The organism is Candidatus Paceibacterota bacterium, from assembly GCA_035452965.1.
GTDB lineage: Bacteria > Verrucomicrobiota > Verrucomicrobiia > Limisphaerales > UBA8199 > UBA8199.
Map to the genome: position 1 here is coordinate 1 of DAOTCE010000018.1, position 26,510 is coordinate 26,510.

General features: G+C 64.2%; 18 protein-coding genes and 1 riboswitch. Of the genes, 12 read left to right on the plus strand and 6 right to left on the minus strand.

All coding sequences use genetic code 11. From position 1 onward, the window contains the following. Positions 1-43: 43 nt before the first annotated feature. The gene (locus tag P5205_13925; GenBank protein ID HSA11459.1) at positions 44-244 is read left to right on the plus strand and encodes an acetylxylan esterase; all 201 of its coding nucleotides are present in this window, start codon (positions 44-46) and stop codon (positions 242-244) included. A 539-nt stretch (positions 245-783) separates the two neighbouring features. Here P5205_13925 and P5205_13930 read toward each other — a convergent pair. Together P5205_13930 and P5205_13935 are read right to left on the minus strand one after the other, a co-directional pair. Beyond that, positions 784-909 (minus strand): hypothetical protein, encoded by a 126-nt coding sequence (locus P5205_13930; GenBank protein ID HSA11460.1) that lies wholly within the window; start codon positions 907-909, stop codon positions 784-786. 99 nt (positions 910-1,008) lie between these two features. Next, positions 1,009-3,645 (minus strand): beta-propeller fold lactonase family protein, encoded by a 2,637-nt coding sequence (locus tag P5205_13935; GenBank protein HSA11461.1) that lies wholly within the window; start codon positions 3,643-3,645, stop codon positions 1,009-1,011. A gap of 136 nt (positions 3,646-3,781) precedes the next feature. Here P5205_13935 and P5205_13940 point away from each other — a divergent pair, with 136 nt between their 5' ends. Beyond that, entirely contained in the window at positions 3,782-3,916 is a 135-nt protein-coding gene (locus P5205_13940; protein ID HSA11462.1) for a helix-turn-helix domain-containing protein, read from the plus strand. 213 nt (positions 3,917-4,129) lie between these two features. Here the strand turns inward: P5205_13940 and nikR are convergent, their stop codons facing one another. Next, positions 4,130-4,567: a nickel-responsive transcriptional regulator NikR gene (nikR, locus tag P5205_13945; protein ID HSA11463.1), complete on the minus strand. Its 438-nt coding sequence runs from the start codon at positions 4,565-4,567 to the stop codon at positions 4,130-4,132. A gap of 213 nt (positions 4,568-4,780) precedes the next feature. Between nikR and P5205_13950 the strand changes: the two genes are divergently transcribed. Then, complete coding sequence (locus P5205_13950; GenBank protein ID HSA11464.1) at positions 4,781-6,337, plus strand: glycerophosphodiester phosphodiesterase family protein; 1,557 nt, start codon at positions 4,781-4,783, stop codon at positions 6,335-6,337. A 1,054-nt stretch (positions 6,338-7,391) separates the two neighbouring features. Here the strand turns inward: P5205_13950 and P5205_13955 are convergent. Both P5205_13955 and P5205_13960 read right to left on the minus strand, forming a co-directional pair. Beyond that, positions 7,392-9,578: an immunoglobulin domain-containing protein gene (locus P5205_13955; protein ID HSA11465.1), complete on the minus strand. Its 2,187-nt coding sequence runs from the start codon at positions 9,576-9,578 to the stop codon at positions 7,392-7,394. Positions 9,579-9,611: 33 nt separating this feature from the next. Continuing rightward, positions 9,612-11,027, minus strand: a complete 1,416-nt coding sequence (locus P5205_13960; protein HSA11466.1) for a hypothetical protein — start codon at positions 11,025-11,027, stop codon at positions 9,612-9,614. Between the two features lie 552 nt (positions 11,028-11,579). On the opposite strand from P5205_13960, the gene P5205_13965 reads away from it, so the two are divergent. The 4 genes from P5205_13965 (at position 11,580) to P5205_13980 (ending at position 16,255) form a co-directional block, all read left to right on the plus strand. Next, positions 11,580-12,716, plus strand: a complete 1,137-nt coding sequence (locus P5205_13965; protein HSA11467.1) for a hypothetical protein — start codon at positions 11,580-11,582, stop codon at positions 12,714-12,716. A 65-nt stretch (positions 12,717-12,781) separates the two neighbouring features. Next, on the plus strand, positions 12,782-13,513 hold the full coding sequence (locus tag P5205_13970; protein ID HSA11468.1) for a prepilin-type N-terminal cleavage/methylation domain-containing protein: 732 nt from the start codon (positions 12,782-12,784) through the stop codon (positions 13,511-13,513). 13 nt (positions 13,514-13,526) lie between these two features. Next, positions 13,527-15,035, plus strand: a complete 1,509-nt coding sequence (locus P5205_13975; GenBank protein ID HSA11469.1) for a nucleoside hydrolase — start codon at positions 13,527-13,529, stop codon at positions 15,033-15,035. 353 nt (positions 15,036-15,388) lie between these two features. Then, positions 15,389-16,255 (plus strand): ZIP family metal transporter, encoded by an 867-nt coding sequence (locus tag P5205_13980; GenBank protein ID HSA11470.1) that lies wholly within the window; start codon positions 15,389-15,391, stop codon positions 16,253-16,255. 638 nt (positions 16,256-16,893) lie between these two features. Here the strand turns inward: P5205_13980 and thiC are convergent. Beyond that, entirely contained in the window at positions 16,894-18,717 is a 1,824-nt protein-coding gene (gene thiC / locus P5205_13985; GenBank protein HSA11471.1) for a phosphomethylpyrimidine synthase ThiC, read from the minus strand. A 38-nt stretch (positions 18,718-18,755) separates the two neighbouring features. Continuing rightward, a riboswitch (TPP riboswitch) is annotated at positions 18,756-18,890 on the minus strand. 268 nt (positions 18,891-19,158) lie between these two features. Between thiC and kdpF the strand changes: the two genes are divergently transcribed. The 5 genes from kdpF to P5205_14010 all read left to right on the plus strand — a co-directional run bounded on the left by kdpF (position 19,159) and on the right by P5205_14010 (position 26,509). After that, positions 19,159-19,242, plus strand: a complete 84-nt coding sequence (kdpF, locus tag P5205_13990) for a K(+)-transporting ATPase subunit F (protein HSA11472.1) — start codon at positions 19,159-19,161, stop codon at positions 19,240-19,242. A gap of 10 nt (positions 19,243-19,252) precedes the next feature. Beyond that, a complete protein-coding gene (kdpA, locus tag P5205_13995) occupies positions 19,253-21,052 on the plus strand; it encodes a potassium-transporting ATPase subunit KdpA (GenBank protein ID HSA11473.1) in 1,800 nt (599 codons plus the stop codon). A gap of 79 nt (positions 21,053-21,131) precedes the next feature. After that, complete coding sequence (kdpB, locus tag P5205_14000; GenBank protein ID HSA11474.1) at positions 21,132-23,156, plus strand: potassium-transporting ATPase subunit KdpB; 2,025 nt, start codon at positions 21,132-21,134, stop codon at positions 23,154-23,156. Positions 23,157-23,158: 2 nt separating this feature from the next. Continuing rightward, positions 23,159-23,749: a K(+)-transporting ATPase subunit C gene (gene kdpC / locus P5205_14005; GenBank protein ID HSA11475.1), complete on the plus strand. Its 591-nt coding sequence runs from the start codon at positions 23,159-23,161 to the stop codon at positions 23,747-23,749. Positions 23,750-23,827: 78 nt separating this feature from the next. Continuing rightward, on the plus strand, positions 23,828-26,509 hold the full coding sequence (locus P5205_14010) for a sensor histidine kinase KdpD (GenBank protein ID HSA11476.1): 2,682 nt from the start codon (positions 23,828-23,830) through the stop codon (positions 26,507-26,509). Position 26,510 lies beyond the last annotated feature (1 nt).

Consider the following 26,510-nt stretch of genomic DNA (forward strand, 5'->3'; position numbering starts at 1 on the left):
GGAGCAGAACCGGGCTCTCCTCACCACCGGTGAATAACTTTGGATGAGCTATAAGGCGGCCGGGATCGTGACGGTGGGTTTCATTGACACGACCTGTCCCCCGACGAGCGTCTATGCCGCCTACAACGCGCTCAAGGGCAAGAAGGAAATCTTCAACGACCCGCCCAGCGCCCACGCGATTTCACCGGGCGCAAGAGAGGCAATGCGCAGCGCCATCCTCCGGTATGCCGACAAGCTGAAGTAGTCGAGGCAAGCCTCCAGTTCTGTCTTGGCCAACGGCCGAGGTTTCTGGCGAGGGTGCCCGCCGCAGCGCCCGAGGCTTACGCACTCGTGGATCAATGAAGATCACATTGAGCGTCACCTCGTCGAACGGGTCGGCATAGGTTCGGTTGGCGGTAAAGGTCACCTCGACCGCAACGTTGGCTTCCGTCCGCAGGCTAAGTTCGCTGGGCGCAGCGGAGACCGGCGCGCCCGGCAACAAGGCCAAGGCCAGAGCCAGGTTGCGCTGCAAGGGCGGGGCGGAGCCAGATAGTCGGAAGCCGAAGACTCCGCTCCCGGACCGAATCACCGAGTTGTTGTGGGGCGTGGCGCCACGACCATGAAACAGCAGCCGGCATTTGGAGACCGGAAATCAGCCCGCTCCCTGCGCGACGCGCATCTCCCGCTTTTCGGGGCGCGGAAATTCTTGTCCGCATAAGCGTTGGCCGGCTCATGAGGGCGGACAAGTTGTCCGTGCCGCGTTCTCTGGGGTTGTGCCAGTGACCAGTGAACAGTGAACAGTGGTCAGAAGGTGTCACGTGTCCAGTCGGCCGGCCAGTTGACGGGCGGCTCCGGCAGGATCGGCCTGGCGCGTAGGTCATTGCAGCCGTTCCAGAGGCGGTTGTTAAGGCTGGCTTGAGCAGGCTTCATGGATTCGACGTGGCCATCACAGAAACCGGTATTGGCGCGTCCGAGGTGGCGGGAAGAGAGGAAGGAGACGTAATCGTAGAAGGCCCAAGCCTCCAGCGTTCAGTCTTCGTCTCTGACCGGCTTGACCGCCCAATCGGGATAGGGCACGTCCGGCCCCTTCATGGCACGCCAAAGAATGCGGTTGAAAACATCCTCCGGACAACGGTCCACTTCCTCAAACGGCAGGCGACTGGAGGTGAGGGCGTCGTGACGCAGCACCGGGTCGGAGACCTGCCCGGGCTCGGGATTCAATTGATCGAGCGGCACCCGGTTAGGGACGCTCGTGAACGGGGTCAGGTCCGCTTTCCCGGTAAAACAGTCGGTCATCGGCGTGGCCGTGGCATCCAGGTGGTTCATCGGCGGCAATCCAAGAATCAGCTCCATAGTCCGCATAAGGCTCGTCTGGTTGTATTGCGTGCTGATGGTCTGCCGGCGCTTGGTGTAAGGACTGACGACGTAGCAGGCGGTGCGATAACCGCTCACATGATCCCAGCCATTCTGTGGATCGTCCTCAATCGTGAAAACGCAGGTCTCCGGCCAGAACCGGCTGTGACTGACAGCCTCCAGGATCAGGCCCAGGGCCAGGTCATTATCGGCCATCTGCGCGCCCGGGGTGGGATACCGGCTGCGCGTGCCGGCAGTGTGGTCATTGGGCAGAAAGAGAATCACCAGATCAGGAAACCACCCCCGGGCCTCGAACTCACGCAGTTCCCGAATGAACTCGGCCGCGCGCATCACATCCGGCACCCTCAAGTTCCAGCCGAGGGTGTTGGTGTTGCTGTACGGCCGGAGAGTCTCGATGGCCGGTCGGCTGCGAATCTGCAGGGCCCCCGCCCCGGTTTGGAACTCCCGCCAGAAATCAAGCCAGGTGGCAGAATCCTTGCGGTTGCGGTCCTTCCAGCCGGCCTCGGAGAGCATCCACTCGCCATAGTTGCGGAAGGTCTTCCCGTGCGCCAGGGCGTTGTCCCAGATGAATCCGGAGGAGGCCCAGGCCAACGCGTCGGCGCCGTCCTCGGTCTTGCCCCCCGGGTAACTGCGCGGGGTGTCGGAGGTGATCTGGCGCTCCATGTACTCGTTGGCAATCGCGCTGTCGGTCCATTGGTGTCCGTCTGCGCTTTGGACGCCGGAACAATACGTGTTGTCGAGCAGGACGAATTCGCGCGCGATCTTGTGCTGGTTGGGGGTGTAGGTCTCGCCGAAGATGCATAGGGCGGGGTCTCCGTTGCCCTCCGTCATGTCGCCCAGGAGCTGATCGTATGTGCGGTTCTCCTTAATGATGTAGATCACATGTTTGAACACGCTCGGTTCGCCCACCCGCTCAGGCACGGGCCGGGCCGGCACGCCGGTCCGGGCTGGCAGGCGTGCTGCCGCCAGCCTCGGGTAATGCATGTTCCGCAACGCGCGCTTCGTGAGAGCCGACAATGCCTTCTTCGTCGGCACCGGAATCAGGGAAACAGTACCGAAGAAGTCCTTGGTATTCAGCTTTACCGCCTCATGCGGCTCAAAGACTTTGGTGGCCCCAATGCCTTTCATGTTGGCGACGCAGAGTGTCTTGCGGTTCGTGTCATACTGAATCGCACCGGGGAACCAGCCCGTCGGGATCAGCCCCAGCATCTTCGAGGCGTTGGCCTCCGGCTCGAACCGGATCACCGCCACTGCGTTCTGCGTGCCGTTGCACACATAGAGGCGCCGCCCGGTCCGGTCGAAGGCGAGCGCGTTGGGCTGCGCGCCGAACAGGTCGGCGGGAGTCTGGCGCGCCCAGACCTTCTCCACGATCCGATCCGTGGCAGTCTCAATCACGTTGAGCGTGTCGCTGCCGCTGTTGGCGACCACCACGTACTGGCTGTTCGGGGAGACTGCCAGCGCGGATGCGTGCAGCCCGACCAGGATTTCGGACTTCACCTTTCCTGCGGTCAGGTCAATAACCGTCACTGAGCCCTCGCTGGCAATGTGCCGGACCGGGTCCACCCGGACAGTCGTGCCTTTCCCTGCAGGGGCGACCAGATCGCCTGCCTCCGGGCGACGCCCACCCAGGTTGCTGACGTAAGCCTTGTCACCCGCCAACACGACGTCGAACGGCGCCGCGCCCGTCTTCCACGAGCGCAGGATCTTTCCGGACTCCGCATCCAGCTCATGGAGCCGGTTGCCCAGATTGCCTGCGACATACAGCCGCTTGCCGTCCGGCGAAACGGCGATGCCGGTCGGGATCTCATGCTTCTGATGCGGGACATTGGCATTCGGGACGGCAAGCAACTTTGGCTGGCCTGCCTGGCCCAGGCGATCAATCGGAAACACCCAAACATTCCCGCCAGTAGTCGAAAGGTAAACCCGCCGGCTATCCGGGGAAAAGGTAAGCCCTGTGAAACTCATCTGACCGGTGACAGTCTCGGAGCTGTCCTTAGCTTTGGGGGTGGAGAGTTGCACCGTCTGCAGGATGCGGCCGTCGGCCGGATCAATGAGCACCAGTGTTTGATTCTTCCCCCCGGTCGCCAGTAGGTTGCCATTCGGACTTAACGCAAGCGCCTGCGGACGCATCCCCGGCAACTCAATCTGCCGGCCAGTGGGGGTCAGTAATTGCCCGGTAGGGACCTGATAGATGTTTGCCCCCACGCGTCCGACATGTTGCGGCTGCACCAGTGATCCGGGTGCTTCATCCAAATCGCGGATGCATCCGGACAAAAGGACCGTGAGTGCCATGCTTAAGGCGCAGCTCAGCCGACAAAAATCAATTTGGCGCATTCTCCATATCTTAACCCAATAGTCCGGTGAAGCGTCAACCTCGTTGGCCAAGCGGCTAAACCAGGCTGACGGCAGGTCTTTACCGCTGGAGGCCATGGAAAAGCTGCTCAGCGCGGATGCGCTGCGTCGAAACGGCGGGAACCATCGAGAGACGGCAAGGGAGTTGGGCATCAACCCGGGCACGGTCTTGCGGGAGGTGAAAGTCTTGAAGCCGGCCAGGAGCGGTTGAGCTTGATACGGTTCGGGGACTGATGAACACGCTGGTTCTCAAGTCCATCGGCACGGCTCATTCTCCGTTTCGGGAAGTCACGGGCACTCCAATACAAAGCGCCTTGGCGCAAGGTGTGTAAGGTTCGGTCGAGGGGTTGCCGGAATTTGTGTCAGGACTGCGGGACCTCGGGGGATTCGATCGCATTTGGCTGCTCTACTGGTGGCGATCGAGTTAGGTAGGCAGGTCTTTGCCGGTGGAGGTGACGGTGAGTTTGCCGTGCTTGACACCTTTGGCGGCGATAAGCTCATCGGCGATCTTCTTGACCAGCACTGCCTGCCCGCGGACGACGAGGACCTCCAGGCAGTTGTGGTGGTCGAGGTGGACGTGGAGGGTGGAGATAATCAGCTCGTGGTGGTCGTGTTGGATATCGGTCAGGGCGGCCTGGACGTGTTGCTTGTGGTGGTCGTAGAGGAGCGTGATGGTGCCGGCGATCTCGCGTTTGCCAAGGTTTTGCCGGTGCTCCACCAGGCCAGCGCGGATCATGTCGGCGACGGCGAGTGAGCGATTATCGTAGCCCTTCTCGCGGGTCATTTGGTCGAGCTGCGTGGCCAGGTCGCGTGGAACGGAGACGGTGAAGCGGACCACGCCGTCGGTTTTGGCGGTTTTCATCGCGGGGAGCCTAGCAGAGGCGGGTCGGACATCCAGTGTTTAACAGCAAGTGCGGACGGCGCTCGGCTCTTTGACGGTGGGGTGAGACGGCTTACTTGTGCAAGAGCAAGTCCCCGGCGTCGCCGGCATCGCGAAAAGGGTTGTCTGGAGACCGGGCGTGCGGTTACTTGATCTGATTATGCTGCGCATGCGGATCCGGATCGAGGTGAACCCATGAGGCGAAAGACCTTGTGGGGGCTTGCGGCCCTGCTGTTGGTCGGCGCGGCGGACGTGTCTGCCGGCGCGCCGGACGGGTTTCTGCACAACGGCGTCACCGCCCACCGCGGCAACTCGAGCGAGTTCCCGGAAAACACCATCCCGGCTTTCCAGAGCGGGATTCATCTGGGCGCGGATTGGATTGAATTAGATGTGCACCGCACACGGGACGGTCAACTGGCGGTCAGCCATGACCGAACCACCGGCCGCGTCGGCGACCAGGATCTGGTCGTGCCCGAATGCAGCTACGCAGAGCTGCGGGCGGTGGATGTGGCGGCCAGTTTCCGGCGCGAGCGCGGCAAGACCCTCGATCAATGTCCGAAGCATACCATGCCACTGCTGGAAGAGGTGCTCCGGTTGGTCATGACTCAGAACCGAACTCGGCTCTCGATTCAGCCCAAGATGGACTGCGTGGCTGACGCGGTGAAGCTGGTGCGGCGGCTGGGGGCTGAGAATTGGGTCGGCTTCAATGACAGCACCCTCGACTATATGGTCGGGGCGAAGAAGTTGCTGCCTGCCGTCCCGGTTTTTTACGACCGGCACCAGACGAACCTGCTGGAGGATATTCGTGTGGCCCGGCAGCATGGATTCCAGGCCCTGGTGCTGCACCACACGCTGATCAACGAAGCGCGGGTCCGGCTGATTCACGCGGCGGGACTGGAGGCGGGCGCCTGGACGGTGAACGATGAAGCCGAGATGAACCACCTGCTGAACCTTGGGGTGGACCGCGTTTACACGGACTACCCGGGGCGGGTGCTCGCTCTGAAGCGGCAGCGCGCCCGCTACCAATCGGCATCCTGCGAGGGAACCTACCCCAGACACCTCCAGGGGATCTGCCTGGACGGCAAAGGCGCCATCTACTGGTCATTCACCGACGCACTCGTGAAGACGGATGCGGTCGGGAAGGTGCTGAAGAAGGTGGCCGTGGCCAACCACCACGGCGACCTTTGTTACCACGACGGCAAGCTGTACGTGACGGTCAACCTCGGCAAGTTCAACGAGCCGCCGGGAAAAGCCGATTCGTGGGTTTATGTGTATGCCGTCGGCAACCTCACCGAACTGGCCCGCCACCGGGTGCCCGAGGTGGTGCATGGCGCGGGCGGCATTGGCTGGCACGCCGGCCGCTTTATGGTCGTGGGCGGCCTGCCACCCGGCGCCAACGAGAACCCCGTTCACGAGTACGACCCGAACATCCGGTACGTTCGGACGCACATCATCCGGAGCGGCTACACGCTGATGGGCATCCAGACAGCGGAATTCAGCAACGGCTATTGGTGGTTCGGCTGCTACGGGAATCCCCGGATTCTGCTTAAGACGGACGACTCGTTTCGCCTCGTCGGGCGGTATGAGGTTGACTGTGCCTTCGGGCTCGCCGGCCTGCCGAACGGCAGGTTCTTGATCGGCCGGGGGGCAAACGATGCCCGGAAGGCGTATGTCGGGCACGTCGTTCTCGCGCGCGCCGATGAGATCAAAGGGCTCGTGGTGGAGGACGCCGAGCGATCCGCGGGCAGGTGACGTTGGAATGACCCGCGGCGGGTGACTCTTGCGCTGCTTCTGGAAGAGTCCAACGGTGGTGGGGCCAATCGCGCCAGAGCGCTTTACCTGATTCTGTAGCCGCGAACGTTAGTTCGCGCCATATCATCTCCTGCCCCTCAAGAGCAGGCTGGACAGCCCGCCCTAAAGCCGCCGATGGCCGGGGCCCAAATTCGGTCCCGGCCATCTCGTGGCCGCCTAGTGGCCGTCTCGGTGCCGCTATCACCCGCGCAAGCGCTCAGACGGGCGCGCAGAAAGCAGATCTGCCAATGCCAGTCTCATGGCGAGGACACTCGGTAGAGGCGGGCAGGGATCGCGGCTGACGGAGGTAATGGGGACCACCATGCAAACAGGTTCGCCGCGTGTAAGAACCTCCAGCTAGGAGGGGCGTCCGGATCAATAGTCAGGAGCCGGAACTTGTAAGTGTCGGCCTTCAGATTCCCCGGCAGGGGCAGAAGGCCGTTGGCGGCGCCGGCGGGCCCTTCGTCGTAGCTGCCGCCTAAATAGCCGGAGTAAATGATTGGACTGGGAGCCGCGCCCGTGGCCGGCCGCAGCGCCGACAAAGCGACCAAAAGCATGAGCAGGCAAACCGCCTTTTGACAAACTACCTCCCTCGACCTGCCCGGAACCCGCAAGCCGTTCTTCATGCAGGAACCCGGATTCAGGGCTACAGACCTCACATTGTCCCTGGCGAACCCCGCAACCTTCCACACGGGTTCAGCGCCGTCAAACGAGCGGCACCGAAGTCTGTCGCGTTACAGCGCGTACGCAGGAAGGCACGCGGGCAGCTTGCCCGCTTGGCTGGTCCGCAATCCGCAAAGCGGGCCGCACTCCTACGGCAGCTTCATGCATATGCGCTAGTCGCGTTGAGACTTTCGCGGCGTAGCAAGGACCGGGGGGCGCTGACTCCGGCCAGCCTCAAAGCAACTATGGGTATCGCCTCCGGCCACAATCTCGCAGGGTGGCCGCAAAGGCGGGGGACGTCACTTGTTGGACTAACCCAGACGATTGGGAAGAGCGTCGGTCTCCCAGGGTGTCATTGAACCCGGATGCGGTAGAACCGCTGTTGGCTCGACGGATTCAAGTCAAAGAGGTTAGTGATTGTGCCATTTCCCCGGCAGGAGGTAATTGGCGTCCAGACCGTGGTCAACGCGAGATTAGTCACGTACTCGAGATAATAGAAAACGTTGGCATCAGGGACCGTCGGGAAACTGAACATGTATTCGGCCGGATAGGGGGCCGAGATCGTCACCTGGGGCCGGGGCGGAGTTGCGACACTGGACGGCGCGAGGGTGGCCACAAACGCTCGCGGGTTCGCGGGGTTATTGGTGTCCAGGCCGACGCCGGCAACCACCAACCCGCCAGCCGCGTTGGTGCCGACGCTATACGCCCGGGTCAACCGGCTGAATACACCCATAGCTCCCTTGGTCAGCGCCAAGTCTGTCAGGTCAACAACCGCCCAGTTGGTTGCCTGGGCATCTTGCGTATCCCACAGCACTGCCTTTTCGATCCCCCGGTAGCTCATTCCCACCGCGAACCTTCCGTCCGCCGTGCAGCCGTAAGGCGCCGCGGCGCTGCCGGCGGTTCCCACGGTTTCAGGGAAGTTGGGCAACTCCTGCACCCTCTGCAGCACGCCGGGGCTGGCGCTGGTCACGACGGCTTTGTAAGCCCAGCTTCCCGGCCGGCCGCCGCTGACGGGTGACTGGCCGAAGAGAATGGTGCCGTCGGCGCTGACCGCAAAGGCCTCGCCCGCGGTGCTGCCATTCAAACCGTTGAAGGACCAGGCCGTCGGCGTGCCGGTTCCGGTCCAATCCAGGATGTAATGTGTCCGGGGAGTGTTGCGGAAGCCCACCGCTCGCCCGGTGGCAGAAATGCCATGCGTTTGAGCCAGGCTGTCGCTGGCCGCTGTCTTGTCCCAGACCGGCGTCGAGGGCCACGCGCCGGAGAACCTGCCAACGTAGAGCTGGTTGGCCTTGCTGTTACCGTCATACCACGTCGAGAAGAATACATCCGTTGCTGTCCCGGCCAGTCCGTTTGCCAGGACGCCCACGGGAGCTGTGCCCACGTTGGTGTCCCGGCGCTTGGCGCCAAAGGCCGTGCCATTGGTTGTCATGTAATTGGCATTCCAGCCGGAGGAAGTGCCGGACATCACCACTTCCGTTTGGCCGTTCAAGCGGCGGTGACCCACCCCCGACAGCAGGGTGGCTTGGGCCCCGCCGGCACTGACGTTGAACACGTTCGTCGTACCGACTTCATGGAGGAACCCGCGCGTGCCGGAGATCCCGACAACCCATCGGCCATCGGGGGTTACCGCGCGCGCCTCGTTTGTGCCGTCGCCGCTCAAGGCGGGCACGGCCGCGAGCGTTCCGAGGACGAAGTTGTTGGTGACCAGCATCAGGGCGGCCGGACTGCTGGTGACGCTTCCAAAAGCGTTGGTCACCACGCAACGGTAGCTGGCCACATCGCTGCTGTCGGCCGCGGTCACGAGCAGCACCGCCGTCGCGCACCCTGAGTAGTGTCCGCCGTCGGCCAGGTTGGCCAGGTTCTTTTGCCACCGATAGCCTAGCGGGCTTGTTCCGTCCGCCGCGACGCTGAAAGCCGCGTTCTGGCCCACCGGCACAAACTGCGCCCCCGGCTGCTGGGTGATGCTGGGCGGGAAGTTCACGCACCATTCCGGAGCAAAGCTGCAGACCCCCGGCTGGACCTCCTGGGTATAGCGCTGCTGCAAATTTGCCCGCAGCGACGCATTCCGCGTCAGCACGATCATCCGCGAGACGTTCAGCGTGCCCAACCCGACCACTACCTGGTTGCCGTTGGTCTGCAGATTCACATCGCTCAAACCGCTGGCGGCAATCTCGAACGCGGTCGGATGCTGCATCCAGGAGGGCAGGGTGACGGTCACCGTGGCATTGGCGACTGGGTTGTAATGGCAGCCCGCACCGTCATTCGTGTAGTTGTCGTTCACCGCCAACAGGATCATGGAATCCGTTCCGACCGCGAGCGCCCGCGCCCAGACATTGGCGCTGGCGGCCAGCGGCCAGTCCACCGGATGGCTGGTGACCAGCAGTGGCTGGGCGGTCTTGATCTCGGCGCCCAGCAGGCCAATCTCCTTCCATAGCGCCAAGGCTCCCGGTGTCCCCGCGCCGAGGCCATTGAACTCGAAGTCGGTCAGATACCACCAATACGCCAGGCCCTTGGCGCCGGCCGCCAAGGAGTAATACACCTCGATCCGCTTGGTGGCTGGCGGGGCAAAGGGTCAGGACTCGCCCGTGGACGTGTTTCCGTAAGAACACGAGTACAGAATCATGTGCATCGGGTTGGGCTCGCAGGCCAGCGCCGCGGTCTGGGCGCTGGCGTAGATGTAGGTGGCTTTGCGGTAGAGGGGAATTTTGTAATTGTCGTACCAGTGGGCATTCGCCAGAAGCGGCTGGTAATAGGCGTCGGTCATGAAGACGTCGGGCACCTGCCCCCAGTTCCAGTAGTTGTAGGGCTTGAGGTTGCCGTTGATGTTGACCGTGGTCGGGGCCAGCGGGTAGTTCGGCCGAAGCCCCTCGCCGTCCTCGATCATCTGCATGGCCATGACGCCGGGCTTGTGGGTATTGCCCGCAGGCAAACCGCCCACCGTGTAATCCACATAGTCGGGCTCATCACGGATGAACCACATCCGGGGCGTGCCACAATAGAACTGGCCATACGATTGGATGACAAAGCCGTAACCGCGGCTCTCGGCGTACGCCCGGCCGGCACTCGTGCTGAGAAGAGTTCCCAGGCCATCCGCCCAGTTCATGACCAGCGCGTTGACGCCATGGGCCGTGGCCTCATCCACCCAGGCTCGCCCCGCGCTCACATCGGCCGGGATCGGCTTCGAGCCCCAGGTGCCGTGGAGAAAAGGATTGGCCCACGTGCGGACGGCTGCCGTGGCGGTCTTGCCGTCCCCGAAGATTCCCTGATACACGTGGTTCGTCATCGCGGAGAGCGGCGCCGCCAGGTGCACCACCGACGCGCCGAAATTTACCGCCGCGTCCCCCACCGTGGTTGTGTTCGCGGTCACGTTCGTGCCATCCATCCAGACCGTGGCTGGCGCGGCCCCCTCCGTCCGGCGCCAATGCAGATACACCTTCGTGAGATCGGCGGAAAAGCCGACACTCGCCAGTTGCGGCGCGTTCGCATCCACCGTGATATTCGTGGTGACCGTATTGCCGGTGGCTACAACCCCCACCGCAACCGTTGGGGTCGTGGGCACCTGTCGCAATCGCACGACCACCTGAGCGACCGCGCCAGGCGGAAGCGCTGTCGCCGGGTCAACCTTGTACCAGACCGGTTCCCCGGCATCCATAATTGCCTGGGGCGGGGTGGTCCAGTAAAAGTAAATGCTGCTCGCGTTGCCCCAGGTCGCGCTCTTCGGAATCACCGTCTTCAGGCTGTAGCCGGCCAGCCTCACGTCGGTAATGGCCTCTGCCGACGCGCCGGTGTTCTTCACGAACACCTTGACGTTGGCCCCGGGCACCGTGGCGGTGCAGGGGCCGGGATACTGCCGGTCATGCCAGATGCATTCATACTCCGGAAAGATTCGGTCCGGCTGATACTGCACGCCAATCACGCTGACTTCCGCCCTGGCCACCCCGCCGATGAGGCTCGCGATGAGTACGGCCAGGAGGGATGGTACTGCCAACCCTGCCCGGCAGCGCAGGTGTCCCCACGAGCCGGGATTAGACGAATTTGACCGGATGCAAGCAGGATGAGCGGGATGCTGTGTCATAAAATCAGGGCGGGTCGCTGCTGGACGCGGATACGATAACACTTAAAACTGACTTTGCGCGTTACGCGTACTCAGCGCTGCGCGGGTGAGGGAGAATCGGTCTTCTGCAACTCACTGAATATGGTGCGATGATACCACAAAGGTGTCCGCTGTGTCAACGAGCCGTTTTGCCGCCACCAGCGGTAATGGTGGGGCGACCAGTCCCGGCAAGTTCCGCAGAGCGTGCCGCGGGGCCAATACGGTTACTGCATTCTGGGGCAGCTTTGGTACCAGCAAGACCAGGCGAAGCGGCGTTTCCTGCGGCAGGAAGACCGAACGCCCAGGCTGGCGAGGGCTCCAATGCGGCGGCGGCAGCGGCTTCCTCGCCCCTTCGGGCAGGTGTGGCCTGGCGCACTTCAGGAAGCCGGTGCATTCATACTAAATGGGTATTGCGTAATACCCAACGGCGCAGTAATATTGTATGATATGAACGTAACGCTGGCAATGAAACGCAACCACGCGGTTACCGCTCTCGCCCTGGCTGCTTGTCTAATGGCTGGAACAATCCATGCGGAAACGCACTCGAATTTGCAGGCTGTCACCAGTGTCGGCACCAGCGCCTGGAGCGGGTCGGCCCCGTTTACTCTGACTGGAGTACTATTGACCGACCCGATCGAGATGCTGGATCCGGCGCCTAATTTCATCCCCTGGAACGGAGGGGCGGGGCAGTACCAACTGGGCGCGCAGTGGCAGATCTTTTTCCAGGCGGTGGAGCCGGGCGACCGGGGCGGGACGGCCTGCTACGTGGGCCAATGTTACGGGAACATGCCCTGGAACCACAACGACGACCTGAGCTACGCCAACGCCGCGTGGACGGCGGAGGTGCTGCGCTTGAGCTTTGATGCCGAGACGATGCACCCGTTTCGCGCCGGGGACCTGATCGAGGTAACGGCCAATAGTTACGCGTTCTACGGCGGCAAACTAAACGTCAACGAGACGCACCACATTGATCCGGCCTTCAACTTCACCATCTCGCTAGTGACCTCGAACTATGGTTTGCCGGAGCCGGACGTGCTCACACTGGCGGATTTGAAGCAGGCCGACGACACTTACATATTCGACGACACGCGGGCAACCGGGGGTGAGCACTGGCAGGGGATGCGGATTCGGATCAACAATTTGACGTTGCTGACCACCGACGGCTGGAACCCGACCAACGCCTGGGGAGCGCGGCTCTGCACGGCGACGGACGGCACGGGCCGCACATTCCCGCTGCGGACACCGCGTTACAGCCTCGGCGCCGCGCCGAGCGGGGTATTTGACGCGATCGGGGTGCTGAACCAGGAGTCCGGCTCGGGCAGCCAGGGCACCAATGGCTACGAGCTGTTTGTGCAGCAGGTGATTCCGCAAGCGGAGCCGGCGCTGGGCATCGCGCTGAAGATCGCGCTGACCTGGCCGGTGAGCGGCGCGGATTACCAACTGGAATATCGCGACGACCTGAACTCGACCAACTGGCACGCCTACACCAACAGCACGCCCGTGGTGATTGACGGGCAAACCACAGTGCTCGTTCCGCCGGCGGCGAACACGCAGCAGTATTTCCGGCTCCGGAAGACGAACTGAGGGTTGCATGCGACCGAGCGGGGCGTCGGGAAAACGGCTGGTCCGCCGCCGCCCCAGGCCAGTCCATGAGCCTGCTTGACGGTCAGAGCGGGAGTGTTACGCTTAAAGTTGGCCGTAATATCATGACCAGGCAATTGTCGCATTCAGCCAGCCGCTCGCGCCCTCCGGGCCGTGAGGCGTTTACGCTGATTGAGCTGCTGGTGGCGATCGCCATTATCGCGGTGCTGGCGGCCCTGCTGCTCCCGGCGCTGGCCCGAGGCAAAGAGAAGGCCAAGGTGGCGCGGGCACATGCGGAACTGTATGGCGTGGGCCTGGCGCTGGAGATGTATTCCGAGGACAACCAGGGCCGGTTGCCGCCGGTCCGGATCAACTGCAACAGCGACCTCGTGACCCATTGGTGCGAGTTTCCGGTGGAGCTGGCTGAACAACGTTACCTGGGGAGAAGCGACAAGCCGGGGATGGCCGCCAACATGGAAGATGTGTTCAACCGGGAGCACACCTACAAATACGCCGCCCCGGGGCCGCAACTGCTCAACGGCAGTCCGTCCGGCAATTACCAGCTTTGGGTGCCGAACGACTCTCCCGCCTGCGCCAGCACGAATGGCCAGTATTACTCGACCCAGAAGGACTCGCCAGTGCGCTGGGTGATCTGGAGTTTGGGACCGCAGCCCAACAGCGCGAAGACGCTGGATTCACGGGCGCCGATGGCCAGCCGGAGCTGGTATCGCCGCGCGGGACAAGGCGGCGTTATCGCGCGCTTCGCCACGCGCAACGGTTTGCAGATCAAGAGCCCCTGATGAACCTGCCCGTATGACCTGGAGATTGACCACAACCGGGACCCCGAGGAGAGCCGCCGGACTCGCGCTGGCGATGCTGTTGTTGCTGGCTGCCGCGCCCGCCCCCGCGCACAGCGGCCCGGGGGTGATTGTGGACACGGACATGGCGGCGGACGACGCCCGGGCGCTGGCGCTGCTGCTGAATTGCCCGTACCTGAATGTGCTGGCAATCGTCACCAGCGACGGAGTGAGCCCGCCGGATGCAGGAGCGACCAACGTCTGCCGAATGTTGGGGTTTCTACGGGTGGAGGGGGTGGCAGTGGGGGTCGGGCGGGCGCTGGGAACGCCGGCACCGGCTTTCCGCGCCAACGCCACCGGGTTGGATTGGGATCAACTCGGCGAGCCGGCGGCACCGGCGGGCCGCATGTTGAGCGCAACGAACCTGATCCGATTAGCGCTGCGAAGCAGTCCCGAGCGCGTGGTTTATATATGCCTCGGCCCGCTGACCAACCTCGGGGATGCGCTGGCGGGCGCGCCGGAATTGGCGGAAGCGATCAGCGCGGTGCTGTGGTTCGGCACGGCGCCGGGCGGGAGCGAACCCGACTGGAATGCGAAGCGTGACGAGGCCGCGTGGCGGCAGATCGCCGGCACAGGGTTGCGGGTGGAGGTGATGCAGTGGCCGAAGTCGGCGACCGCACCGGTGGTTGATGACGCGTTGCTGGACGAGGTGGGAGCGCTGGATTCGCCGGCAGCCGAACTGATCACGCTCCTGCACAGCACCGGGCGCGGGGCGGAGCTCGTCCGCGCCGGGCACCTGCGTCTCTGGGACGACCTGGCCGCGCTGCGGTTTTTGGATTCGACGGTGGGCAAACTTTCACCCGCGGCGAGCCAGCCGGGCTGGTGGGAGCTGACGGCGGTGGATGCGGCCGCGGTTCGCCGCGCGTTCCTGGCCAAGCTGCGCCTGTTTCCTGAACGGGCCACGGTGGTGATGGCGGAGTTTCCGACCGAGCCGCAGCGGCTGCTGCCGGATGTGAGGGAGTTGGGAACCCGGATCATCCAGCAGCATGGGTTGGAGGAATGGAAGGCGGCGGTGCTGACGAGTGAGCTGCACCGGCACCTGGGCACCTACTCGATCGTGGGGGCCAAGATGGGTCTGCGGGCGCGCGAACGGCTCAACGCGGCGCTGGACGAGCTCCACGTCGAGAGCCACGCCGGCTTGAAGCCACCGCTAAGCTGTGTGAACGACGGCCTGCAGGTGGCGACGGGCGCAAGCCTGGGACGCGGCACCATCACGGTGGTCACAAACGGGCCGGGGGCCTGCGAGGCGGTGTTCAAGCAGGGCGACGCGTGCCTGCAGGTGCGGCTGAAGCCGGAGTTGGCGAAGAAGATAGCCGCGGACATGGCCGAGCTGGAGAAGAGGCACGGGGGGCTGACGCCGGAGTATTTTGAGGCGGTGCGCGGAGTATCGCTGAAGCACTGGCTGGATTTTGACCGGACAACGATGTTTGAAGAGACGATGGAGCGCAGGCCGGTGACGCCGTGAGCCCGGATTGGGGTTGCGGGGAGGCGGGCCGGGCAGGTTAGCGGGACACCAAACGGCTCCTTTCGAACCTCCCTTTGACTCATTCCTCGGTTTTGCTGCTGCGCAGTTGTCAGCCACGGCACCGTGCGGTATTCTGCGCCGGATGTTGAACGAGCACGACCAGGATGTCCTTCCGCGCTGCCACCGCCTCGGTCACGAGCACCACGGAGGCAACTGCCACTGAAAGCAGCGAACACGGCACCGCTCCTGAGGGGCCAAGGCGACTTGTGCGCGCGTAGAGTTGGAAGCTGGCGACTGATATGAACGAATCTGTTTTATCCGCTACTATGACATTAGTCATCTACTGCGCGCTGGTGCTGGTGGCCTCGCTGGCGGGTGGCTGGCTGTTGCTGGCGATGCGGCTAACCCATGCGCGGCTGCAAACGGCGGTGAGCTTTGTCTCCGGGCTGATGCTTGGCATGGCGCTGCTGCATTTCATCCCGCACGCCTATCATCAAAACCACTCGTTGGATCAGACCATGAAGCTGGCCCTGGGCGGCTTCCTGGCGATGTTCTTCCTGCAGCGATTCTTCCCCCACCATCACCATGACGTATCGGAAGGGGCGGCCGAACACGGACACTCCGGTGGTGAGCACGCGCACTGCCACGAAACCAGCGCTGAGCCGGTCGTAGCCGCCCACACACTGGCTGAACAAGCATCCAGCCAACTTTCGTGGACGGCGACTACGATCGGCATGGCGTTTCATTCGGTGTTGGGCGGTGTGGCGCTGGCCGCGGCGGTTGGAGCCGAGGCCGGCGGGCATGGTGGATTGGTCGGATTGGGCACCGCGCTGGTGATTATTCTGCACAAGCCGTTCGACGCGATGACAGTCTCGACACTGATGGCCGCCAGCGGTTGCTCGCGCGCGTCGCGCCACGTGCTCAACTGGCTGTTTGCCCTGGCGACTCCTTTGGGCGCGTTCTTGTTCTACGCGGGTGCGAGTCATTTCTTCGGTTCAAACCCGGCATTTCTGGGCGGCGCCCTGGCTTTTTGTGCCGGCACGTTCCTGTGCATTGCCTGTGCCGATCTTTTGCCGGAGCTGCAATTCCACTCACACGACCGGCTGAAGCTGTCGCTGGCGCTGGTCGCCGGCCTTGCGGTGGCGTTATTTATCGGCCTGCTTGAATCGTCCGGCCACGACCACCATCACGAGGTGCCGTCTTCGGAACAGGTTCTGTGAGGGTGTAGCTGAACCGTTGAGTTTGGTTCACCATGGATTTCCGGGAAGTGCCAACGGTGGTTTGCACCTGCACGACTCGGATGGCCTCCCGACCTTCACTACCCCAACACTGTCCAATTTTGGGACAGTGTTCCTGCCTGTCAGCCTTTTCGAGTCCCTGCTGATACCTGCACCTTTGGCCTGTGATTATGGTGTCTAGCCTGCGGTGCTACGGTGTGGTTCCCATGGGGGTCGGCCCCCATGGGAACCACACCGTAGCCTGGCCGCACTGACAAGCCATCCTCCAGCCAACCGCAAGCCAACGCCGGCGTACGGTCACCGTAGCAGTGCGGACGCCCATCCGGCGGTGGTGCAGGCGGCAAGAAGGGGAGTCCGAGACGGCGAATTGCCAGTGGTATTCCCCGGAAATCCGCGCGAGACCTTAAGCTTGGAGCCAGGGAGTTGATGGAAGGAGGGCGTTCTGCAACGGTGAAGCGTGGTTCAGCCTCTCCCTGGCGCGGTCCAACAATGCGAAGAAATCGCTATGGAAATCGCCGGGTGTCCTGCCGGGCGGCCAAGGGTGGCTTGGCAGGGTGAGGGCTGATGAATAACGAGGCTGCTTATGGTCTCGCGACCAGGATTGCGCGGACCGGCTTGCGCTAGGGTTTGCTGTAAAGCTCGGCTCCGCCTTTGATAAACTCCTTTGCTTTCTCCTCCATCCCCTTCTTGAGGGCGTCCTGTTCAGTCACGCCTTGTTCGACGGCGTACCGGCGGACATCTTCGGTTATCTTCATCGCGCAGAAATGCGGGCCGCACATGGAGCAGAAGTGAGCGAGCTTGGAGCCTTCCTGCGGCAGGGTCTCGTCGTGGAACTCGCGCGCGGTCAGCGGGTCGAAGCCGAGGTTGAACTGGTCTTCCCAGCGAAACTCGAAGCGGGCCTTGCTGAGGGCGTCGTCACGTTCGCGGGCGGAGGGGTGGCCCTTCGCCAGGTCCGCCGCATGCGCAGCGATTTTGTAGGCGATGACGCCGTCCTTGACGTCCTTCTTGTTGGGAAGGCCAAGGTGTTCCTTGGGCGTAACGTAACAAAGCATCGCGCAACCATACCAGCCGATCATCGCCGCGCCGATGGCGCTGGTGATGTGGTCGTAGCCCGGCGCGATATCGGTGGTCAGCGGGCCAAGCGTGTAGAAGGGCGCTTCGTCGCACCACTCAAGCTGCTTGTCCATGTTCTCCTTGATCAGGTGCATGGGGATGTGGCCGGGGCCTTCGTTCATGACCTGGCAATCCATCTCCCATGCGATCTTCGTCAGCTCGCCCTGGGTGCGCAGTTCGGCGAACTGGGCTTCATCATTGGCGTCGGCAATCGAGCCGGGGCGTAAGCCGTCGCCGAGGCTGAAGGCGACGTCGTAGGCGCGCATGATCTCGCAGATTTCGCGGAAGTGGGTGTAGAGGAAGCTCTCCTGGTGATGGGCGAGGCACCATTTGGCCATGATCGAGCCGCCGCGCGAGACGATGCCAGTGACGCGATTGGCCGTGAGGGGGACGTAGCGGAGCAGCACGCCGGCATGGACAGTGAAGTAGTCCACTCCCTGCTCGCACTGCTCGATGAGCGTGTCGCGATACACCTCCCAGGTCAGCTCTTCGGCTTTGCCGTCCACCTTCTCGAGGGCTTGGTAGATCGGCACCGTGCCGATGGGTACGGGTGAGTTGCGGATGATCCACTCGCGGGTTTCATGGATGTTCTTGCCGGTGGAGAGGTCCATGACGGTGTCCGCCCCCCACTTGGCCGCCCACCGCATCTTCTCGACTTCCTCCTCGATGCTGGAGGCGACGGCGCTGTTGCCGATGTTGGCATTGATTTTCACCAGGAAGTTGCGCCCGATAATCATCGGCTCGCATTCCGGGTGGTTGATGTTGGCGGGGATGATGGCGCGGCCGCGCGCCACTTCCGAACGGACGAATTCGGGGGTGATGAAGGAAGGGAGTGTTGCGTGGTGCGTGTTGCGTGTGGCGTGTGGCGCGCGGCCGAGGTTCTCGCGGATGGCGATGAACTCCATCTCGGGCGTGATGATGCCCTGGCGGGCGTAATGCATCTGGGTGACCGCCTGGCCGGCTTTCGCGCGCAAGGGCTGGCGCTTGAGCGTGCTCGGGACGGTCGCGTCGCTGTGGCCGGGGACCGGCTTGTAGGAGGATGCCACTGCTTGGACATCGCCGCGCGCCAGGATCCACTGTCGGCGCAAGGGCGGCAGGCCCTGTTCGACCGTGCCGCTGAATTCGGGGTCTCCCCACGGGCCCGAGCAGTCATAGACCTGAACGGGTGGGTTGGCCTCGGCCCGGCCATTGGCGGCGCGCGTCGGGCTCAGCTTGACCTGGCGGAACGGCACCCGGACCTCTGGGTGCGTCTTACCCGGCACATACACGCGCTCGGAGTTAGGCAGCGGCTCGACGCTCTGCGGTTCGATGGAACTCTTGCTTGCGATCATAGTATGCCTGTGTTCGACAATCAGGAACCGGTTCCGGGAAGCGTGGCGAGATGGGTTCCCTTCGCCAGCATTACCTGGATCAGGTTCAACGGGTCTGCCGCGCTCCCGCGCCGCACTCTCAGCCTTCGCCGCCCGCAATTCCGGACGGCCGGTTGGCTCCCCTGTGATGGAGATAATGCTACCCCCACCTTCCTCCGGGGTCAAGCCGGGCTTCCTCGCACTGGGGAGGGCGCTTAACGACTTTTTAATGCGGGGAAGGGGTGTTTTGATTAGCCGCCGTTGACAGGAGGCACCAACGTGTTCGTATGAACAGCCGCGCTTGCGCAGGACCAACTCCGCGCCCGACCTATGGGTGACCTGATCTTCATCGGAATCACGCTCGCGTTCTTCGCGATTAGCGTGCTGTACGTTCGTCTCTGCGAGAAGCTGTAGGAGGAGCCTATGGAGAACCTTGTCGTAGGCGTCATCGCTCTGCTGCTGTTTGTTTACCTGCTGGTGGCCATGCTCCGGCCGGAGAAGTTCTGAGGATGCCGTTATGCGCTCGATTGATTGGCTGCAGCTCGTGTTGTTCGTCACGGCCCTGGCCTTGATCACCAAACCCATGGGCCTGTACCTCGTGCAGGTCCTGGAAGCCCAAGGCAGGACGTGGCTCGACCCGGTGCTCAAGCCGCTCGAACGCGTCACCTACCGCCTGATGGGCGTGCAGCCCGGCCGCGAGCAGGACTGGAAGCAGTACACCCTTGCCATGCTGCTGTTCAGCTTGGTGAGCTGCCTGTTCACCTACGTCATCCTGCGCCTGCAACATCTACTGCCGCTGAACCCCCAGGGCCTCGGCCCGCTCAGCCCGCACCTGGCCTTCAACACGGCGGTCAGCTTCACCACCAACACCAACTGGCAGAGCTATGGCGGCGAGTCCACCATGTCCTACCTCTCGCAGATGGTCGCGCTGGCCATCCACAACTTCGTCTCGGCGGCCACCGGCATCGCCATCGCCGCCGCATTTGTCCGCGGCATCGCGCGCCACTCGACGCGCACCCTGGGCAACTTCTGGGTGGACCTCGTGCGCACGACCTATTACCTGCTGCTGCCGATTTGCCTCGTGTTCGCCGTGTTCCTCGTCTCGCAAGGGATGATTCAGAACTTCAAGCCCTACACGAAGGCCGCCCTTCTGGAGCCGATGAAGGTCTTCGTGGAGCAGAAGAACGACCAGGGTGAGACCATCAAAGGCCCCGATGGCAAGCCAGTGATGGAGGAGCAAACCGTCACCGAGCAGACCATCGTCCAGGGCCCGATGGCCTCGCAGGTCGCCATCAAGATGCTCGGCACCAACGGCGGCGGCTATGCCAACGCCAACGCCTCCCACCCCTTCGAGAACCCCACCCCCCTTTCCAACTTCCTGCAGATGCTTGCTATCTTCTCCATCGGCAGCGGGCTCACCTACTACCTTGGGCGCATGGTGAAGAACCAGGCCCACGGCTGGTCGGTCTGGGGCGCGATGCTGGCCTTGTTCCTGGCCGGGGTCCTGCTCTGCTGGTATTCAGAAGCTGCCGGCAACCCGATTCATCAACGCCTCGGGGTCGCCGCTGACGGCGGGAACATGGAAGGCAAGGAAGTCCGTTTCGGCATCTTCAACTCCGCCCTGTTCGCCACGATAACCACGTCCGCCTCCTGCGGCGCGGTCAACTCCATGCACGATTCCTTCACCGCCCTGGGCGGCTTCGTGCCGCTGTTCAACATGCAGCTCGGCGAGATCATCTTCGGCGGGGTGGGCGCCGGTCTCTACGGCATGCTGGTCTTCGTCGTGCTGGCGGTGTTCATCGCGGGCCTCATGGTTGGGCGCACCCCCGAGTACCTGGGCAAGAAGATCCAGTCCTACGACGTGAAGATGGCCATGCTGGCGTTGCTGGTGCTGGCGCTGTCCATCCTGGGCTTCGCCGCCTGGGCTTCAGTCAGCCAATGGAGCGTGGCGAGTCTTAACAACAACGGCCCGCACGGCCTGAGCGAAATCCTTTACGCCTACAGCTCGGCCAACGGCAACAACGGCAGCGCCTTTGCGGGCCTGAACACCAACACGCCCTGGTATAACACCACCATGGGCCTCGCCATGCTGATCGGCCGCTTCCTGATGATCATCCCCATCCTCGCCCTGGCCGGCTCGCTCGGCCTCAAGAGGATCGCCCCGCCCAGCGCCGGCACCTTCCCCGTGTCTGGGCTGACCTTCGTGGTCCTGCTCATTGGAACCGTGCTGCTGATCGGCGCCCTGAACTATCTGCCCGCGCTGACGCTCGGTCCCGTCGTCGAGCACTTCCTGACCGCCCAAGGAAAGCTGTTCTAGCCTCGCCCTCGCATCACGCATCACGCATCACGCATCACGTTTCACGTTTCACGCATCACGTTTCACATCTCAGGCGCTCATGACCGCAAAACCCCCTACTCTCTTTGACTGGAACATTGTCGGCCCGGCCATCGCGGCCTCGTTCCGGAAGCTCGACCCGCGGCTGATGGTCCGGAACCCGGTCATGTTCGTCACGATGGTGGGCGCGGCGCTGACGACGGTCGGCATTGCCTTCGCCGGCCCATCCGAGCGCGGCTTCGTCGCCCAGTTGGCGGTCTGGCTCTGGTTCACCGTGCTGTTTGCCAACTTCGCCGAAGCTGTCGCCGAGGGCCGCGGCAAGGCCCAGGCCGACAGCCTCCGCAAAGCCCGCAAGGACACTTCCGCCCGGCGCCTGCGCAACGGGCGGGAGGAAAAGGTCCCGGCCCCGGACCTGCAGAAGGGCGACCTGGTCGTGTGCGAAGCGGGGGACGTGATTCCCGCGGACGGCGACGTAGTGGAAGGCATCGCCAGCGTGGACGAATCCGCCATCACCGGCGAGTCCGCCCCCGTCATCCGCGAGAGCGGTGGGGACCGCAGCGCCGTGACCGGGGGCACGCGCGTCCTCAGCGACCGGATCGTCATCCGGGTAACGATGGAGAAGGGGCACGGTTTCCTGGACCGCATGATCGCGCTGGTTGAGGGCGCCCAACGCCAGAAGACCCCGAACGAGGTCGCCCTCACGATTCTCCTCGCGGCGCTCACGCTGATCTTCCTGCTGGTGTGCGTGACCTTGAAGCCGTTCGGCCTCTACTCGGGCGCGGCGTTCTCGGTGCCGGTGCTGGTGGCGCTGCTGGTCTGCCTGATCCCGACCACCATCGGCGGTCTGCTGAGCGCCATCGGCATCGCCGGCATGGACCGCGTGCTCCAGCGCAATGTGCTGGCGATGAGCGGGCGCGCGGTCGAGGCGTCGGGCGACGTGGACGTGCTGTTGCTCGACAAAACGGGCACCATCACCCTGGGCAACCGCATGGCGGGCGCGTTCATCCCCGCGCCGGGCGTGCCGCCGGACCGTTTGGCCGACGCCGCGCAACTGGCCTCGCTGGCCGACGAAACGCCCGAGGGCCGGTCCATCGTGGTGCTCGCCAAACAGCAGTTCCACCTTCGCGGCCGCGAGGTGGCCGAGCCCCACGCCCGCTTCGTGCCCTTCACGGCCCAGACACGGATGAGCGGCGTGGACCTCGACTCGCGCAGCATCCGCAAGGGCGCCGCCGACGCCATGCGCGCGCATGTGGACCAGTTGGGCGGCAGGTTTCCGCAGGCGGTCAGCCAGGCCGTCGAGCAGGTCTCGCGTTCCGGGGCGACTCCGCTGGTCGTCGCCGAAGGCTGCGATGTGTTGGGCGTGGTGCAACTGAAGGACATGGTCAAGGGCGGCATCAGGGAGCGCTTTGCGCATCTGCGCAGAATGGGCATTCGGACCGTGATGATCACCGGCGACAACCCGGAGACTGCCGCCGCCATCGCCGCCGAGGCGGGCGTGGACGATTTCATCGCCCAGGCCACGCCGGAGGCCAAGCTGAAGCGCATCCGCAGCGAACAAGCGGCCGGCCATCTTGTGGCCATGACCGGCGACGGCACCAACGACGCCCCGGCCCTCGCGCAAGCTGACGTTGGCGTCGCCATGAACACGGGGACTCAAGCCGCCCGCGAGGCTGGCAACATGGTGGACCTGGACAGCAACCCGACCAAGCTCATCGAGATCGTCGAGATCGGGAAGCAGCTTCTCATCACGCGCGGCTCGCTCACCACCTTCAGCATCGCCAACGATGTGGCCAAATACTTCGCCATCATCCCCGCCATGCTCATGGCCACGTTTCCCGCGATCGCGCCCCTGAACGTCATGGGCCTGCGCAGCCCGACCAGCGCCATCCTCAGCGCGGTCATCTTCAACGCCCTGATCATTGTCGCGCTCATCCCGCTGGCCTTGCGGGGCGTGAGATACACCCCCGTCGGGGCGCTGGCCACACTCCAGCGCAACCTGCTCATTTATGGCCTGGGCGGTCTCATCATTCCCTTCCTCGGCATCAAGCTCATAGATGTCCTCATCACCACCCTCAACCTCGTCTGAGTATGAAAGCACTGATTTCCGAGCTGCGCAGCGCCGTGCTGGGCACGCTGGCCCTCGCCGTGGTTTGCTGCGGCCTTTACCCGCTGCTGGTCTTTGGCATCGGCCAGGCCTTCTTTCCCAGGCAGGCCAACGGCAGCCTGATCGTCGACGCCAAGGGCGCGGTGCGCGGCTCGGGACTCATCGGCCAACCCTCCCGCGCTGACAAGTACTTCCACCCCCGTCCGTCCTGTGCGGGAAATGGATATGATGCCGCGAGTTCGGGCGGCAGCAACCTGGGGCCGACCTCGCAGAAGCTGCGGGATGCCATCGCCCGGAACCTTGCCGACTACCGTGCCCAAAACGGCTTGGCGGCCAATGCCACTGTGCCCGCAGACGCCGTCACCGCCTCCGGCAGCGGCTTGGACCCGCATATCAACCCGAAGAACGCGCGCCTCCAGGCCGCCCGCGTGGCTAAAGCCCGCAATCTGAGCCTCGACCAGGTGCAGCAGCTCGTCCGGCGCAACACCGAGCCCGCCGCTCTCGGCATCCTCGGCGACGCCGGAGTAAACGTCCTGCAGTTGAACCTGGCGTTGGATGAACTTGCTGGAAGGTAGGTTGGCTGAGAACTGCACCCGAGCGTCCTGCGTGTGCAATCGTCTTTCCCTTTCAACACGGCGGGCTATAGTCGAATCGTGAGTGATGAGACCCGGCCCAACCCTGACGCCCTCCTGGCGGCCATCCAGCAGGAGGCTGTCCAAAAGAAGCGAGGGAAGCTCAAGGTCTTCTTCGGCATGGCCCCGGGTGTCGGCAAGACCTACGCGATGCTCGAAGCCGCCCGCCGGGAGCAGGCCGCCGGACGCGATGTGGCCATCGGCTACGTCGAAACCCACGGGCGCAAAGAGACTGCCGCGCTGACGGAAGGCCTGCCCGTTGTCCCGCGCCTGAGTCATGCGTATCGCGGCGTGACGCTGCCGGAGATGGACCTCGATGCCGTGCTGGCGCGCCGGCCGCAGCTTGCTCTGGCGGATGAGTTCGCCCATACCAATGCGCCCGGCTCGCGTCATCCCAAGCGGTACCAGGACGTGCTCGAACTGCTGGACGCGGGCATTGATGTGTTTACGACGCTGAACGTGCAGCACGTCGAAAGCCGGGCCGAAGCCGTGCGCCAGATCACTGGCGTCACGATCCGCGAGACGCTGCCGGATACGGCCCTGGAGGGCGCGGACTTCGAGCTGGTGGACCTGCCGCCCGAAGAGCTCCGCGCCCGGCTGGCCGCGGGCAAGGTCTATGTGCCCGAGTCCGCCCGCGCGGCGCAGGAGAACTTCTTCCGCCCCGGGAACCTCTCGGCCTTGCGCGAACTGGCCCTGCGCTTTGCGGCCGAGCACGTCGGTCAGGACGTGCTCGCCTACCGGCAGGCGCACGGCATCGCTGACCCGTGGAAGTCCGGGCAGCGCCTGCTGGTCGCCGTGAGCGCCAGCCCCACCTCCGCCGCCCTCGTGCGTTGGACCCGGCGGCTGGCTGCCGAGCTTCAGGCACCCTGGCTGGCCGTCTATGTCGAGCTGCCCAACCCCCTCCACGCCGACGATCAAGTCCGCCTCTCGCGTCACCTCGCCCTGGCCCGGGAACTGGGGGCGCAAGTCTTCACGACGACCGACGACGACGTGGCGCACGGCCTCCTCCGGGTAGCGCGCGAGCAAAACGCCACCCAGCTCGTGGTCGGCAAGCCGGTCGGCTGGCGCGCGCTCGACCTGTGGCGCGGCGGCTCCCTGCTCAATCGGCTGATCCGGGAGAGCGGCAATATTGACGTCCACGCCGTGCGCGCCGAGGGGGAGCCGCCCCCCTCGCGACCGCTGCCCAGGCCGCGCTTCGACGCCAGTGCCTCGCGCGGCTATGGGATCGCCCTTGGCTTCGTCGCGGGCACAACGGCCTTGAACGCAATCCTGCAGCAGTGGCTGGGATACCAGTCGCTGGCGCTGATCTACCTCGTCAGCGTCGTCGCGCTCGCCATGATCGTCGGACGCGGCCCGACCCTGGCCGCAGCGACGCTCACGGCGCTGCTGTGGAACTTCTGTTTCGTCTCGCCCGTCTTCACCTTTCGCATCACCGGCCCCACCGACCTGATGCTGTTCTGCACTTACTTCGTGGTGGCGCTGGCGATGGGGCACCTGGCCGCCCGCCTGCGCGCGCAGCAAGCCGCCGAGCGCCGCCGCGAGCAGCGCGCCACCGCGCTGTTCTTCCTCACGCGCGAACTGGCCCAGGCCACCGACTTCGCCGATCTCCTGGCCATCATCATCCGTGAGGTGGGCAAGACCACCCGCGCCGAGGTGGCCCTCTCGCTCCCGGGCGAAACCCGGACGGCTCCCCTCACGCCTTACTTCGCCAACACGTGGGCCATGCCTGACAAAGAGCAGAGCGTCGCCTCCTGGGCCTTCCGCCACCAGCAGCCGGCCGGGCGCGGCACCGACACGCTGCCCTCGGCGGCGGGATTGCATGTGCCGCTGGTGGCCGGGGAGCGCGCCATTGGCGTCCTCAGCCTGCGCTTCCGCGATCCCGCGCCCCTCGCGACCGGCCAGCGCGACCTGCTCGATGCCTTTGTCCGCCAGATCGCATTGGTGCTGGACCGCCAGCGCCTGCGCGACGCTGAGCAGCAGGCCAAGCTGGTTGCCGAATCCGAGCGCCTCAGCAAGACGCTGCTGAACTCCATTTCGCACGAAATCCGCACGCCCATCGCCGCCATCACCAGCGCGGCCGGCAGCCTCGCCGAAAAGGGCTCTGCCGGGGCCGGTGCCTTCGAGCGGACGATGATTGCCGAGATTCAGGAAGCCGCCCGCCGTTTGAACCGCCTCGTCGGCAATCTCCTCAGCATGACGCGCCTGGAGGCCGGGCACGTCAAAGCCAACCTGGATTGGTGCGACGTCGCCGACCTGGTCCAGGTGACCCTGAAGGACCTCGCGAGGGACCTCGCGCAGCACAAGGTCACTGTCGCGGTTGCCCCGGGCCTGCCGCTAGTGCGCATGGACTTTGTCCTGATGCAGCAGGCGCTGACGAACCTGCTGTTCAACGCTGCGGTCCACACGCCTCCCGGCACCGCCGTGCAAGTCAGTGCGGCGGCCGAGGAGCAGACCCTCGCGCTGAGTGTCGCCGATCACGGGCCGGGCCTGCCGCGCGAGGCTCTGCCCCTGATCTTCGACAAGTTCTACCGCGCTCCCGCAGCCCCGGCGGGCGGCACCGGACTGGGCCTGGCGATCGTCAAGGGCCTCGTCGAGGCGCAAGCCGGCCAAGTCAAGGCCGAGAACCGCCCCAGCGGCGGGGCGGTCTTCACGATACGCTTGCCGCTCGCCAGCGCGCCCCCCGTCGCCAGGGAAACCACCTGAT

What these genes read in the sequence shown, in the direction of transcription:
- P5205_13975 (HSA11469.1), top strand. Translation starts at nt 13,527, where the DNA reads ATGACCTGGAGATTGACCACAACCGGGACCCCGAGGAGAGCCGCCGGA.
- P5205_13940 (HSA11462.1), top strand. Translation starts at nt 3,782, where the DNA reads ATGGAAAAGCTGCTCAGCGCGGATGCGCTGCGTCGAAACGGCGGGAAC.
- nikR (HSA11463.1), bottom strand. Translation starts at nt 4,567, where the DNA reads ATGAAAACCGCCAAAACCGACGGCGTGGTCCGCTTCACCGTCTCCGTT.
- P5205_13965 (HSA11467.1), top strand. Translation starts at nt 11,580, where the DNA reads ATGAACGTAACGCTGGCAATGAAACGCAACCACGCGGTTACCGCTCTC.
- P5205_13950 (HSA11464.1), top strand. Translation starts at nt 4,781, where the DNA reads ATGAGGCGAAAGACCTTGTGGGGGCTTGCGGCCCTGCTGTTGGTCGGC.
- P5205_13925 (HSA11459.1), top strand. Translation starts at nt 44, where the DNA reads ATGAGCTATAAGGCGGCCGGGATCGTGACGGTGGGTTTCATTGACACG.
- kdpF (HSA11472.1), top strand. Translation starts at nt 19,159, where the DNA reads ATGGAGAACCTTGTCGTAGGCGTCATCGCTCTGCTGCTGTTTGTTTAC.
- kdpC (HSA11475.1), top strand. Translation starts at nt 23,159, where the DNA reads ATGAAAGCACTGATTTCCGAGCTGCGCAGCGCCGTGCTGGGCACGCTG.
- P5205_13970 (HSA11468.1), top strand. Translation starts at nt 12,782, where the DNA reads ATGAGCCTGCTTGACGGTCAGAGCGGGAGTGTTACGCTTAAAGTTGGC.
- thiC (HSA11471.1), bottom strand. Translation starts at nt 18,717, where the DNA reads ATGATCGCAAGCAAGAGTTCCATCGAACCGCAGAGCGTCGAGCCGCTG.
- kdpA (HSA11473.1), top strand. Translation starts at nt 19,253, where the DNA reads ATGCGCTCGATTGATTGGCTGCAGCTCGTGTTGTTCGTCACGGCCCTG.
- P5205_13935 (HSA11461.1), bottom strand. Translation starts at nt 3,645, where the DNA reads ATGGCACTCACGGTCCTTTTGTCCGGATGCATCCGCGATTTGGATGAA.
- kdpB (HSA11474.1), top strand. Translation starts at nt 21,132, where the DNA reads ATGACCGCAAAACCCCCTACTCTCTTTGACTGGAACATTGTCGGCCCG.
- P5205_13930 (HSA11460.1), bottom strand. Translation starts at nt 909, where the DNA reads ATGAAGCCTGCTCAAGCCAGCCTTAACAACCGCCTCTGGAACGGCTGC.